11 protein-coding genes are annotated in these 12,977 nt (G+C 73.0%); all 11 read right to left on the reverse strand.

Features of this window, described 5'->3' with window-relative positions; translation table 11 throughout:
- Window positions 1–218: 218 nt before the first annotated feature.
- Complete coding sequence (locus AB0946_RS28925; protein ID WP_366763607.1) at window positions 219–1,127, reverse strand: helix-turn-helix transcriptional regulator; 909 nt, start codon at window positions 1,125–1,127, stop codon at window positions 219–221.
- A 242-nt stretch (window positions 1,128–1,369) separates the two neighbouring features.
- The gene (locus tag AB0946_RS28930) at window positions 1,370–2,077 is read right to left on the reverse strand and encodes a 4'-phosphopantetheinyl transferase superfamily protein (RefSeq protein ID WP_366763608.1); all 708 of its coding nucleotides are present in this window, start codon (window positions 2,075–2,077) and stop codon (window positions 1,370–1,372) included.
- Window positions 2,078–2,081: 4 nt separating this feature from the next.
- Window positions 2,082–2,681, reverse strand: a complete 600-nt coding sequence (locus AB0946_RS28935) for a nitroreductase (RefSeq protein ID WP_366763609.1) — start codon at window positions 2,679–2,681, stop codon at window positions 2,082–2,084.
- A gap of 40 nt (window positions 2,682–2,721) precedes the next feature.
- The gene (ddaH, locus tag AB0946_RS28940; RefSeq protein WP_366763610.1) at window positions 2,722–3,564 is read right to left on the reverse strand and encodes a dimethylargininase; all 843 of its coding nucleotides are present in this window, start codon (window positions 3,562–3,564) and stop codon (window positions 2,722–2,724) included.
- Window positions 3,498–4,070, reverse strand: a complete 573-nt coding sequence (locus AB0946_RS28945; protein WP_366763611.1) for a VOC family protein — start codon at window positions 4,068–4,070, stop codon at window positions 3,498–3,500. The genes ddaH and AB0946_RS28945 overlap by 67 nt, the downstream gene beginning before the upstream one ends.
- Window positions 4,071–4,109: 39 nt before the next feature.
- Window positions 4,110–4,370, reverse strand: a complete 261-nt coding sequence (locus tag AB0946_RS28950) for an acyl carrier protein (protein WP_225808342.1) — start codon at window positions 4,368–4,370, stop codon at window positions 4,110–4,112.
- Window positions 4,363–6,288, reverse strand: coding sequence for an HAD-IIIC family phosphatase (locus AB0946_RS28955; protein ID WP_366763612.1), 1,926 nt, complete (start codon window positions 6,286–6,288; stop codon window positions 4,363–4,365). Before AB0946_RS28955 ends, AB0946_RS28950 begins: the two co-directional genes overlap by 8 nt.
- Complete coding sequence (locus tag AB0946_RS28960; protein WP_366763613.1) at window positions 6,285–7,331, reverse strand: ketoacyl-ACP synthase III family protein; 1,047 nt, start codon at window positions 7,329–7,331, stop codon at window positions 6,285–6,287. Before AB0946_RS28960 ends, AB0946_RS28955 begins: the two co-directional genes overlap by 4 nt.
- A gap of 58 nt (window positions 7,332–7,389) precedes the next feature.
- Window positions 7,390–8,214, reverse strand: coding sequence for an aspartyl/asparaginyl beta-hydroxylase domain-containing protein (locus tag AB0946_RS28965; protein ID WP_366763614.1), 825 nt, complete (start codon window positions 8,212–8,214; stop codon window positions 7,390–7,392).
- A gap of 1 nt (window position 8,215) precedes the next feature.
- Window positions 8,216–9,058 carry a DUF6202 family protein gene (locus tag AB0946_RS28970; RefSeq protein WP_366763615.1) on the reverse strand — a complete coding sequence of 281 codons (843 nt, stop codon included), beginning with the start codon at window positions 9,056–9,058 and terminating at the stop codon, window positions 8,216–8,218.
- A 15-nt stretch (window positions 9,059–9,073) separates the two neighbouring features.
- Window positions 9,074–12,970, reverse strand: a complete 3,897-nt coding sequence (locus tag AB0946_RS28975; protein WP_366763616.1) for an amino acid adenylation domain-containing protein — start codon at window positions 12,968–12,970, stop codon at window positions 9,074–9,076.
- Window positions 12,971–12,977 lie beyond the last annotated feature (7 nt).

Consider the following 12,977-nt stretch of genomic DNA (forward strand, 5'->3'; position numbering starts at 1 on the left):
GGTGGCCGCCTCGGTCGGGCCGTACGGGGCGATGCTCGCGGACGGCTCCGAGTACCGGGGCCGGTACGGGCTGGGCCGCCCGCTCCGGCCGCACATCGTCGCCGGTCCCGGGTCGCCGCCCTCGGGGCGGCGACCCTCGCGCGTCGCCGTGACTCCTAGGGTCTTTCGTTCGGATCAGGCCGGTCCCCGCGAGCCCGGCATGATCCGAACGAGAGTCCCTAGGACAGCCAGCCCGCGCGGGCGGCCAGGACCCCGGCCTCGAAGCGGCTGCGGGCCTCCAGGCGGGCCATGAGGTTGGAGACGGTGCGGCGGACCGTACGGAGGGAGACGCCGAGTTTCTTGCTGATGGCCTCGTCGGTGTGGCCGCTCGCCAGGAGGTACATCAGTTCGCGTTCACGGCGGGAGAGGCCGGTGGGGTCGGGGCCGTCCTGTTCGTACCAGGGGAGGCCGGCGTCCCAGAAACGGGTGAAGAGGACGTGGAGGGCCTCGACGACACCGCGGCTGCGGATCTCCAGGGCGCCCTTGCGCACGTTCTCGGGGTCGAGGGGGACGAGGGCGATCTCACGGTCGACGAGGACCATCAGCATGGGAAGGCTGGGGACGGTGCGGGTCTCGCCGCCCAGGGTGGAGAGCCAGTGGACGTACTCCCGCGTGCCGGGGTCGTTGCGGAAACTGTCCTGGTAGAGCGTGCGGAGGGAAACACCGCGTTCCAGGGCCATTTGATCGAGCGGTTTGCTCGATTCCATGACATCGGGGCGCTGGGCCCCGCCGGGGAAGAAAGAGAGACATTCCGTGCGGGCGGTCGCGGCGAGCTGTTCGAGACGCAGACGCACCGCTTCCAGGCCGAAGAGCTGCCGAATGATCTCCGGCGCGTGCCGCTGCCGGCCGTACCGTGTGATCAGCGCGGCCACCGAGGAACGGGCCGTCTCCAGCTTGCGCTGTTTCGCGCCCAGTTCCAGCTCGATGCGGTTCAGCAGGACGCTCAGTCCGACCTCGGGGCTCACCGTCAGGTGCTGCTCGTCGCTCTCTCCCGGGCGGAGAAGGTGCAGGTCGGCGAGGTCGTCCAGCGCGTGGCGGACGGATTTCTCCGGCAGGCCCAGGTGCGCGGAGATGTCCCGCACTCCCATATCGGGCCGTTCCAGTAGCAATCGGTACACTGCCTCGACATCCGGCTCCAGACCGAGCACTTCCAGCAACAGCCACTCCTCCCCCTGGGATGGTCAAATGCCTTTCACAGCTCCCAGGGTCGAAGCGCGACCGGCCCCCGAAACTGGTCAGGTGTGAGACCATAACTGAAAGCGCATTTTATCGCTCCGCCAGAGAAACGTTCCTCCTGATCTCGCCAAAAATCGGGGCCCTTAACGGGACATCAGCGTGCGGATACGGCGACCGCGGCGCGATATCCCGCGAGCGTCCGCACATCCGCGAGACGCCAGCCCGCCACCGCTCCCGGCACCCGGCCGCCCCCCACCCACGGCTCCTCGATGCCGTGCGTCAGGCCCGCCCCCGATCCCTTCAGGCACGCCTCCTTCCGCGTCCAGCACCGCAGGAACGCCTCCCCGCGCTCCGCCGGCGGCAGCGCGGCCAGCTCCGCCCGCTCCCGGGGGTGCAGCATCGCCGCCAGTTCGCCGGCCGTGCCGGGGGGCGGCGCCGCCTCCACGTCCACCCCGACCGGGGCGCGGGCGAACGCGTACAGCGCCAGCTCACCGCTGTGTGAGAGCGAGAAATGCAGGTCCGTCCCGCGCAGCGCCGGCCGGCCACCGGGCCGCCCGCAGCGCTCGCACGGCAGGCGGACAAGCGCCACCCCGGCCGGATCCTGCCCCAGGTACGCGCCGAGCAGCCGGCGCAGGACCACATGGGCCACGGTGTAGCGGTGCCGGTCCGTCGCGTGCGCGAACCGCGACCGCCGCGCCGTCTGCTCCCCGGCGAGCAGACGGGCGGCGTCCGGCCCGACGGCGTAGGCGTCGGCCCGGACCACCCACAGCTGCGGCGGGCCGCCCGCCTCCGGCGGATCGAGCCCCCCGTCGGGGAACCCCTCCCCGACGGGACGCGGGACCAGCGGCGCGGGCGCCCCCATCGTCCTAGGCCACCGCGTGCCCGGCCGGCACCCGGCCCGCCGCGCTGCGGGACCGCAGGTCGGCGAAGGACGTGATCAGGCCCGATACGTCCTCCATCGGACGGCGGTGGCGCGTCGCCGTGGGGTCGGGCGTCCCGATGTCCAGGGAGCCCAGCAGTCGCTCCCCCGGCTCCAGGCAGAGCAGTCCGGCCGCCGTCGCGCTGCGCGCCAGCGCGCCGGTGCGCCAGATGCTCCCGTAACCGCGCGAGTGCAGCAGCAGCATCAGCGCGTGCGTCATGCACGTGGCGGCCGCCAGCTGCTCCCACTCCGGTATCCGGCCCTCGCGCGGCGAGAAGACCAGCGCGGCGACCAGCGGCGCCCGGCGCAGCTTGGCCCGCATCCGCTCCACCGTCACCTCGTCCCCGCCCGCCTCGTCCGCCAGGCAGCGTCCCAGGGCGTCGCGGTCCTCGTCCCGCAGCAGCACCCAGCGCCAGGGCCGCAGCCGCCCGTGGTCCGGCGCGGTGCTCGCGCCGCGGAGCAGATAGGCGAACTCCCCGTCGCTCGGGGCCGGGCCGTGCAGGGTCTGTTCGCTGCGCCGGGTCATGACCGCCGTCATCACGTCCATGGGGAATACCTTCCTGAGTCGGTACGGCTGGTACGGGTGCTCAGTGCCGGATCTCGAGGGTGCAGCACTTCACGCTGCCGCCGCCCTTGAGGAGTTCGGACAGGTCCATGCCGATGGGGTTGAAGCCGCGTTCGCGCAGTTGGCCGGCGAGGAGCCGGGCCGCCTCCGGGAGGACGACGTTGAGGCCGTCGGAGACCGCGTTCAGGCCGAAGACCTCCGCGTCCGCCGCCGAGACCTCCACGGCGTCGGGGAAGAGCGAACGCAGCACCTTGCGGCTGCCGGGAGCGAACGCCTCCGGGTGGTACATGATCTCGTCGCCGTCGAGCACGGCCAGCGCCGTGTCGAGGTGGTAGTAGCGCGGGTCGACGAGTTCGAGGCTGATGACGGGACGGCCGAAGAAGGACTGCGCCTCCTGGTGGCTGCGCGCGTCGCTGCGGAAGCCGTGGCCCGCCAGGACGAAGCGGCCGGTGACGAGGAAGTCGCCCTCGCCCTCGTTGACGTACGCCGGGTCGTGCCGCTCGGTGAAGCCGTTCGCCCGGAACCACTCCAGGTACGCGGGGCCCTCGGCGCGGCGTTCGGCGTTGCGGAAGCTGGCGCCGAGCACCCGGCCGTCCACGACCGTGGCACCGTTCGCCGCGTACACCATGTCGGGCAGACCGGGCACCGGGTCGATCAGGTCGACGGTGTGGCCGAGCTCCAGGTACAGCTCGCGCAGCCGCTCCCACTGGAGGACGGCGAGATGGGTGTCGACCGGCTTGGCCGGGTCCATCCACGGGTTGATGGCGTACACCACCTCGAAGTGGGAGGGGCGGCACATCAGGTAGTGACGACGGCGCTGGACGCGGGTCTTCGCGGGAGCGGCGGCGGTCGTGTCGGAGGACATGTTCTCCCCAGGGTGTGAAGGCCATGTGGTGGTGGCGGATGTACGGGAACGGGACGTGCGCGCCCCGCTTCAGCGGGGCGGGGCGGGGCGGGCGGCGCGTAGTGGACCAGCTCCACCAGGAGTTCGGCGGGCTCGGGCAGGTACAGGAACGCGACGCTCATACCGGGGCGGGCGCCCCGGCACGGCTCGGCGTCCAGGGCGAGGAAGCCGCTTCGGCGCAGGCGGGCGGTCTCGCCGGCGAGGTCGTCGACGACGAGGGCGAGGTGGTACAGGCCCGGTCCCTGCCCGGCGAGCCGCCCGTCGACCGCCGACCCGGCGCGCGTGGGCGACACCAGCTCGACGGCGGTACCGGCCCGGTCCCCGGGCAGAGTCCAGAACTCGCAGGCGACTCCGTAGGCATCGGCGTGCCCGTGGTCCGTGCGGACCATCCCGAGCGCGGCGAGCTGCTCCCCGGCCCGGGCGGGCTCGGCGGTGGCGAGGCCGACGTGGTCGACACCGAGGATCACGGCGGGCCGCCCGCGCGGGGGCCGGCCCGGCCCGCAGGCTCACCCCGCATGGGTCTCGGCCCCTCCGGAGAGGCGGGTGGAGATCTCCGACGCCAGCTCGCCGACCGTCTCCAGCTTCATGTACGCGCGCAGGTCCAGCTGCACGCCGTACGTCTGCTCGACGGCCGCCAGCAGGCGCATCGCCGCCAGGCTGCCCCAGCTGCCGAGGGCGGTGAAGCGGGTGTCGGGGGCGAGGGACTCGGCGGGGTGGTGGGAGACGCGGGCGACGAGGGGTCGCAGGGTGGTCATCGTGTCAGACATGGGCCGGGGCCTCCTTGGCGACCAGGGTGATCCAGTCGGGGGTCAGGGTGGGGAGCCGGTCGAGACGGGCCTCGTGGCGGACGGTCTCGTCGTCGCCGGCGGGTCCTTCGGCGCGGGTGAGGCCGGCGGAGGGGTAGAGGGTCGCGGCGGGCGCGTTGCGGGCGGTCGGACGGAACCGGGCCTCCAGGACGGCGGCCCCGGCGGCACGGGCGGTGTCGGCGACGTACTGCAGGACGGCCCGCTCGACGCCCCGGGCGAGGACCCGGCAGCTGAGGACCAGGTTGCGCACGGTCCACCGGTCCGGGCCCCGGTCCAGCCAGACACCGCCGACCACGCCCTCGCCGCCGAAGCGGTCGGTGACCTCGACGGCGAGCACGAGGTGCCCGGGGTCGCCGGCGAGCCGCCGGGTGAGGGCCTCTCCGTGGGCGCGGCCGGTCATGTTGAACTGGTTGGTGCGCTGTTCGAGCTGGACGAGCCGGGGCAGGGTGTACGCGTCTGCGGGACCGACGGTGACGTGGATGCCGAGGGCCCGCAGATACTCCTCCGCCGTCTCGTGCGTGGTGCTCAGCCGGTGGCGTTCGCGCCGGCCACGGTAGAGCGCGGTGCGTTCGGCGTCGGTGGCGGTGACGCCGAGCTGGGCGAAGCGGGCGGGTTCGAGGAGCCTGGCCGAGTGGCAGGCCGGGTCGCCGTCCAGGGCCACGACGTCGACCTGGGGCAGGGAGCCGGCCACCATGCCGCACTCGAAGGGGCTGTCGTCGGCGAAGACGAACGCGTCGAGCCCCAGGGCGAGTTCCTCGGCGAGGGCGGCGACGTGCAGGTCCTTGCGCTGCCAGTCGGCGACGACGGCGACGAAGTCGTCCGGACGCAGCACCATGTCCGGGTGGCCGGCCAGGGTCTCCTCCACGAGGGCGCGTTCGTTCTTGCTGCACACGGCGAGGAGCACGCCCTGGCGCCGCAGGGCCAGGGCCCGGCGCTGGAGGTCGGTGTAGCAGTCGCCGGGGTAGACCGTGCCGAGTTCGATGCCGGCGGGGCCGTCGTCGCCGAGGACGCCGCCCCACAGCGTGTTGTCGAGGTCGAGGACGAGGACCTTGCGGCCGAGGCCCGCGACGGCCCGGCAGAAGGCGGCGGCCTCACGGGCGTGGGCCAGTTGCGCGGCCGGTGTCCACGCCAGCCGGCCGAACCGGTACTGCCGTTCGTCGCGGACCGGGCCGGGCACGTCGGCGAGGAGTGCCTCCAGGTCGACGGTGTAGACCCCGTCGTGGGTCTCGCCGGCGGCGAGGAGCGCGATGTTCGCCTCGCGCCAGATCCGGCCGAGGGCCGCCCCGCCCCGGAAGCTGATGACGCTCCGCCGGTCGGGGCGGGGCAGTGGCACGGTGTGGAGGAGGACGGCGGAGCCGGTGCGGGCGGCGAAGCCGGCGGCGGCGGCCGTGTGGGCGTCGACGCGGTCGCACACGGCGGCGCGGACGCCGTCCAGGGCGGACGGGTCCCAGTCGCGCGGCAGCAGGGCCCCGGCGTCCAGGAGGCAGAGCGTCACCTCGGGCGCGAACTCGGCGAGGGCGGAGGCCGGGTCGGTGAGCTGGACGCCGAGCTGGTCGTAGGGGCACAGGTGGAGCTCCGCGTCGATACCGCCGGCCAGCAGCGCCGCGCGCAGCAGGGGGACGACGTCGTCGGCGGTGAAGGTGGCGGCGACGGCGACCCGCAGGGTGCTGACGCGGGTGGCCGGCGCGCGGGTCAGCCGGGCCGCCGCGACGCCCTCCAGCAGCCGGCCGGCCTCGTGCAGCAGCAGGGGGTCCGTGACGACGCCGAGCTCGTGCCCGAGTCCCGTGTCGGTGGCCGCGGGCGAGTCGCGCAGGGCGCGGATCCGGTCCAGAAGGTCGTCCCCGGGGAGGGACGCCGGGGCGTACGGCGGTCCGGTCATGACGCGGCGGCCTCCCACCGGGGCTGTTCGAGGATCTCGACGACGGCGCAGGCGTACGTGAAGCCCATGCCGATGCCGCAGAGCGCCACCCGGTCGCCGGGGACGACCTGGCCGGTCTCCAGCAGGTGGGTGAGTCCGGCGATCTGGTCGGCGGCGCCGATGTGCCCGACCCTGCGGCCCCACTCCCAGGTGGTCCTGGCGTCCTCGATGCCGAACATGGCCCGGAAGTCGACGTCGTCCAGGGTGCGGCCGACGTTGGTGAGGACCCAGCGGTCGATGTCGCCGGCGCTGAGCCCGGCGTCGGCGAGCGCCACGGAGACGCTCTCCTGCTGGCGTTCGGTGAGCGACTGGACGATCTTCAGGAGGAGTTCGCCGTTCTCCAGGAGGTACTCGTCGCGGCGGGCGCGGAGGTCGACCGGCCCGTCGCCGTCGGCCGGTGCGTCCTCGAAGGGCTTGTTGCCGAGGTAGACGGCCCCGTAGGTGCCGTCGCTGATGACGGCGGTGGAGAGCAGCCGGGCCACGCCGCCCCGCCGGGAGAGCACCAGCCCGGTGCCGCCGTCACCGAAGACCACGCCCTTGTCGGACCGGTAGCGGTCGAAGGCGGGGAGGGCGAACACGTCGCTGGTGGTGAGCAGGGCGGCGGACTTCTTCGGCCGGGTGGTCAGACAGGCCGCCGCGATCTCCAGGGCGGCCAGGCCGCCGTTGGAGTACTGCTTGACCTCCACGGCGGCGGCCCGGCCGCCGATGGTGCGGCCCTGGACGTAGGAGGCGGGGGCGAAGTGGTCGAGGCCCTGGTGATGGCAGCTGGAGTGGACGACGAGGTCGATGTCGTCGGGCTCCACGGTGGCGCGTCCCATGGTGAGGTCGGCGGCCTTGACCGCGAGTTCGACGGCGGGGCCGTCGTCGGCCACGCTGATGGAGAGGAAGCCGTCGGCCTCCGCCTCCGCCGCGTCGTACCGTCCCTCGGCCACCGCGACCGAGGTCTCCTCGCCGCGGCCGAGAACCGCACCGCAGGCGTTGAGATAGATTCCGTTCCACCGCATGGAGTGCGGTCCCCTTCCGTCGTGCGGTCCCAGGGCCTGGCGTGTGCGACGCGTCGGGCTACCGGCTGACCATGCAGTACTCCTCGTGGGCGGTGACGCGGCCGAGCAGGTCGTCCCGGCCGCTGCCGGCCGCGATCTCCTTCAGCAGTGCGAAGACGTCGTCGCCGGATATGCCGGTGGTGAAGTGCTGCTTGATCAGGAGGGTCTGGATCTCCTGGTAGTTGTGCTCGTCGACGACGTCGGCGAGGCCGAGCAGCGCCTTGCGGCCCGCGTCGTCGAGGGGCGGGCGCTCGGCGATGTTGCCCGCCGGGATGTCCGGCTCGTCCGGGGTGTCGAAGGCGAGGACCTGCCGGAGGCTGTCGGCGGTGAAGTCGCAGACGATGTGGACGCGGTCGCGGTCGGAGAAGGAGCCGACGGAGTGGGTCCGGGTGGCGTCGAGGCACCACAGCTCGCCCCGGCGCATCCTGAAGACGGTGTTCTCCTCGGAGGCGTAGACGTTGTCGTCGGTCTGGAGCGGGAGGTGGACCCGCACCATGTCGGCCTTCAGCTCCAGGAAGTCGCGGTGCGGCACGTAGAGGCTGCCGCCGGCGAGCCGCATGAAGCGCGCGTACTTGAGGTACCGGGTGTGGAAGAGCCGGCCGATGAGTTCGCTGACGTAGGTCAGCGCCTCGCCGTGGGGGGTGGGCCGCGCCGAGCCCTCGTAGTCGCCGAGGGAGTCCTCCTCCAGGCTGCCGCTGCGGTTCCACAGCATGGTGCTGCGCAGCAGGCCGGTGCTGACGAAGTCGGCGTAGGAGTCGTTGTAGGCGAACCCCTCGGAGACGGCGAGGTCGGCGGCGAGCCGCTCCTCGTCGAGGGTGAGCGCGGCGATGCGATGAGAGCGCATGTCAGGCCGCCCGGGTCGCGGCGACGGTGGGGGGCAGGCCGAGGGAGTCGGCGAAGGCGTTCAGCGCGCCGGCCCAGCTCGCGGAGTACTCGGCGGTCATCTCGGCGAAGGTGCGGGCCTCGGCCTTGGTGGTGACGAGGAAGGTCATGCCGGTCTCGTCGTCGCTGACCTGGGCGGCGTGCATCGTCTCGGCCTTGATGTGCGAGTCGATCCAGGCGAGGTCCTCGGTCTCGGGGAAGAGGCGCTCGCCGTTCACCTCCAGCTTGCCGTAGACGCGGCGGAAGGCGACGGCGATGTCCAGCGCGATCGTCTCGACGACCCGCAGCTGGACGGCGGCGCCGAGCGGCGAGTCCGCGAAGCGCTCCATGTTCTCGATGAGGCGCACGACGCCCTCGGGCAGTTCGGCGGCGGACTTCCGGCCGGCCTCGTCGACGTGCTCCGACAACGGCGTGATGATGGAGTCCTCCCACCACACGTAGTGGGCTCCGGCGGGCCCCTTGGGGGCGACCGCGCCGAAGACCGGGGCGAGGTTGTCCAGGTCGTCGCCGATGACGCGGAAGATGGTCTGGAAGGCGGCCAGGACGTCGCGGGACGGGGACTGCTGAGCGGTCAGGGCGCGAGCTGTCACGCCGAGTCCGGCCAGGGTGGTGAACATGAACGCCTTGGTCATCGCGCGCCACTGGTGGGCGACGGCGAGCGGGCCGCGGAAATCCTCCGTTTCGAATCCCCGGGCGAAGCTGAAGAAGCGGTTGTCGGCGCGGCCGAGTCCGGCCTCGGCGATCTCCAGATCGACTCGCTCGTCGAGTGCGCCGCGCGCGTCTGCGCTGATTTCGATATCAGTCACGACTACTCCAGATTCCTAGATTTCGCTGAACGAGAGCGTCTCGTCGACGATTTCGTGGATGACATCGGCGAGGTCCGCCGAATTCTTCTCGGAGACGAGGGTGAAGTGGTTCCCGGGGATCTCACGGAAGGAGAGCCCCGAGATCCGTTCCCGCCATCCGTGGTCCTCTCCGCGCAGGATCGCGGGGAAGGCGATCCGGGGATCGGGGTACGGGTCGGCCGCCCGCAGCAGACGCACCTCGCCCTTGTACGGCTCGGGCGCGTAGGCGAGGAAGGCGGCGCGGTGCCGCTCCAGGAGGGCGGGGATGTGCCCGGCCTCCTCGGGGAGCCCGGCCGGCCGGGCCGTCACGTCGCCCTCCCCCTTCAGCAGGTCCATGGCCGTGAAGGCGGCGCGGGCCTGCTCGGCGGCGGGCGGGTCGCCGATGGCGGCGGGCGGCAGCCAGGAGTCGAGCAGGGCGACGCCGGCGAGTTCCACGTCACGCTCCTGCCACCGCCGGGCCATCTCCAGGGCGACGCAGCCGCCGACGGACCAGCCGGCGAGGAAGACCGGGCGGGTGCCGCGTACGGCGTCGGCGGCGGCGACGTACCGGTCCGCCATCTCCTCGATGGTCGTGACACCGCGCGGGTCCTCGGCGGCCTGGAGGCCGTACACGTCGTAGTGGCCGGCGAGGCCCCGGGCGACCGCGTGGAAGGGCAGGACGGAGCCGCCGGCGCCGTGCACGAGGAGGACGACGGGCCGGCCCTGGGGGCGGACGAGCGGGACGAGCACGTCGTCGCCGGGGCCCTCCTCGCGGGCCGTGCCGAGGCGGACGGCGAGTTCGCGGACGGAGGGCGCGGCGAACACGTCGCCGACGGTGGGCCGGACGCCCAGCTCCCGGCCGCAGGCGGCGATGAGCTTGAAGACCAGCAGGGAGTGGCCGCCGAGGGAGAAGAAGCCGTCGGTGACGCTGAGCGTCTCGATGCCGAGCACCTCGCGGAAGACGGCCGCGAGCCGGGTCTCCGTCTCGCCCTCGGGCCCGACCAGCTCCGTGGAGCCGCCGGCGGCCTCGCTGCCGAGCTGTTCGAGCAGGGCCTTGTCGTCGATCTTTCCGTTGACGTTGTACGGGATGTGGTCGACGGTGACGACGGCCGCGGGCACCATGTGCGTCGGCAGGTGGTGGCGGGCATGCCGCTCCAGTTCGCGCGGGACGGGCTCGTGGCCCGGCTCGGGCACGACGAAGGCGGCGATGCGGCCGTCGAAGGCGCCGGGGGCCAGGGCGACGCAGGCGTGGACGTCGGGGTGGTCGCGGATGACCGACTCGATCTCGGAGAGCTCGATGCGCAGGCCCCTGACCTTGACCTGGCGGTCGATGCGGCCCAGGTGCTCGATCACCCCGTCCTCGCGGTAGCGGCACAGGTCGCCGGTGCGGTACATCCGCTGGCCGACCGGGCCGAAGGGGTCGGGCAGGAACCGTTCGGCGGTCAGGGCGGGGCGGTTGTGGTAGCCGTGCGCGAGGCCGGTCTCGCCGCCGATGTACATCTCGCCGGGGACGCCGACCGGGAGGACCTCCAGGTCGGGGCCGAGGATGTAGACGCGGAAGTTGTCGCAGGGCCGGCCGAGCGGCAGGACCGGGACGCCGGGCTCCCGGGGGATGACGCCCTCCACGACGGTGCCGGCCTCCGTGGGGCCGCAGCAGTTGACGAGGTCGGCGTCGAAGTGGGCGTGGAAGGCGTCGCGCAGCCGGGGCTTGACCTCCTCGCCGCCGATGACGACCCGGCGCAGGGAGCGGCAGCTGCCGGGCGGGGCGGCCGCCAGGAAGACCTCCATCATCGTGGGGACGAAGAAGAGGGTGGTGACCTGGTACCGCTCGGTCAGGTCGAGCAGGTGCTCGGGGTCGCGGTGGCCGCCGGGGCGGGCGACGACGAGGCGGGCGCCGTAGTACAGCGGCCAGTACAGCTCCCAGGTGGAGACGTCGAAGCCGTACGAGGTCTTGAGGATGTTGCCGTCGCCGGGGCCGAAGGGGTAGTACCGCTGGAGCCAGAAGATGTTGGCGAGGGCGCCGTCGACGGGGTAGGCCACGGCCTTGGGGCGGCCGGTCGAGCCGGACGTGTAGAGCAGGAAGGCGAGCGCGTCGGGCCGGGTCGGCACCGTGAGGTTGTCGCTCGGGCACTCCTCCCAGGGACGCTCGTCGCCGGTGAGGCGCAGCACGGGCCAGGGCCCCTCCGGGAGCTGTCCGGCGCCGAGTTCGTCGGCGAGGACCAGCTGGGGTTCCGTGTCGGCGAGCATGAACTCCATGCGGCCGTCGGGCAGCTCGGGGTCCATCGGCACGTAGGCGGCGCCGGTCTTGGCGACGGCGTACAGCGCGATCACCATGGCGAAGCCGCGGTCCATGCAGACGGCGACCTTGCCGCCGGGCCGTACGCCCCGGTCGCGCAGGTGGTGGGCGAGGCGGTTGGCGCGCGCGTTCATCTCCGCGTAGGTGACCTCGCCCTCCTCCCCGATGAGGGCGACGGCGTCGGGGGTGCGCAGGACCTGCTCCTCGAACGGCTCGGCCAGCGTCCGGTACGCGATGTCCGGCTTCGCGTACGCGTTGAGGCCGTGCAGGACGTGGCGGCGGCCGTCCTCGGTGAGCAGCGGGGCGTCGGCGACACTGGTGCCGGGTGCGTCGAGGAGGGCGTCGAGCAGGTCGAGGTACATCTGCCCGAACCGCTCGACCGTCGAGCGGTGGAACAGGTCGCAGGAGTACTCCAGCAGGCCGCGCAGGCGCCCGCCCTCGTCGGTGACGGACAACGACAGGTCGGTGCGGGCCGACTTGGTGTCGAGGGACGCGAGGGAGCCGCCGCCGGCCTCGGCGTCGACCATGACGCCGTCCTGGAAGCCGAAGATGGTCTGGAAGACGGGGTTGACGCCGGGGGTGCGGACGACGCCCAGCTCGGCGACGACCCGCTCGAACGGCACCATCTGGTGGTCCTGGGCCTCCAGCACGGTCCGCTGCGTCTGCTGGACCAGCGTGCGGAAGGCGGGCGCCGCCGACAGGTCGCCGCGGAGCGCGACCGGCTTGACGAAGCAGCCGACGATCTTCTCGGCGGTCTCGTCGTCGCGGCCGGCGAGCGGCGAGCCGACGACGACGTCCTGCTGGCCGGTGAGCCGGGAGAGGAAGGTCTGGTAGGCCGCGAGCAGGACCACGAACACCGAGGTGTTCTCGGCCGCGGCGAAGCGGCGCACCCGGTCGGCGAGCGGCGCCTCGACGTGGAAGCCGACCAGCTCGCCGCCGCGCGTCTCGGTGGCCGGCCGGGGCCGGTCCTTGGGCAGGTCGAGCACGGGCAGCTCGCCGCCGAGCCGCTCCTTCCAGTACGCCAGCTCGCGTTCCTCGCGGGCCGGGTCGAGGCTCCGGGCCTGGGCGGCGGCGTAGTCGAGGTAGCCGATGCCGTGGGCGGGCGGCAGCTCGTGCCCGGCCAGCAGGCGGGTCAGCTCGCCCATGACCTGGCCGACCGACCAGTGGTCGATGATCACGTGGTGGAAGCCGAGGGCGAGCACGGCGCGGCCGTCCGGCAGGAGCAGCGCGAGGACCCGGAACATCGGCGCCTCGTCCGTGCGCAGCGGACGCGCCGCCGCCTCCTGGACGATCGCGGCGGCACGGGCCTCGGCGGCCTCCTGGCCGAGGTCGCGCAGGTCGTGCCAGAGCACCGGCGGCGCGGGGACGCCGCAGTCCTCCTGCACGGGCTCGCCGTCCACCTCGACGATCCGCAGCCGCAGCGCGTCGTGACGCTCGGTCAGCGTCCGGACGGCGGCGGTCAGCCGCTCCCGGTCGGGAGCCTTCGCGAGGGTGACGGCGTCGAAGAGGTTGTATTCCGTGCTCTGCGGGAAACGCCTGGTGAAGTACCAGATACGAGCCTGTGCGGGAAGCAGCGGAACTCTGGCGCCCTGCTCCACTTTCGGA

This window comes from Streptomyces sp. NPDC046870, assembly GCF_040704595.1.
GTDB lineage: Bacteria > Actinomycetota > Actinomycetes > Streptomycetales > Streptomycetaceae > Streptomyces > Streptomyces argyrophylli.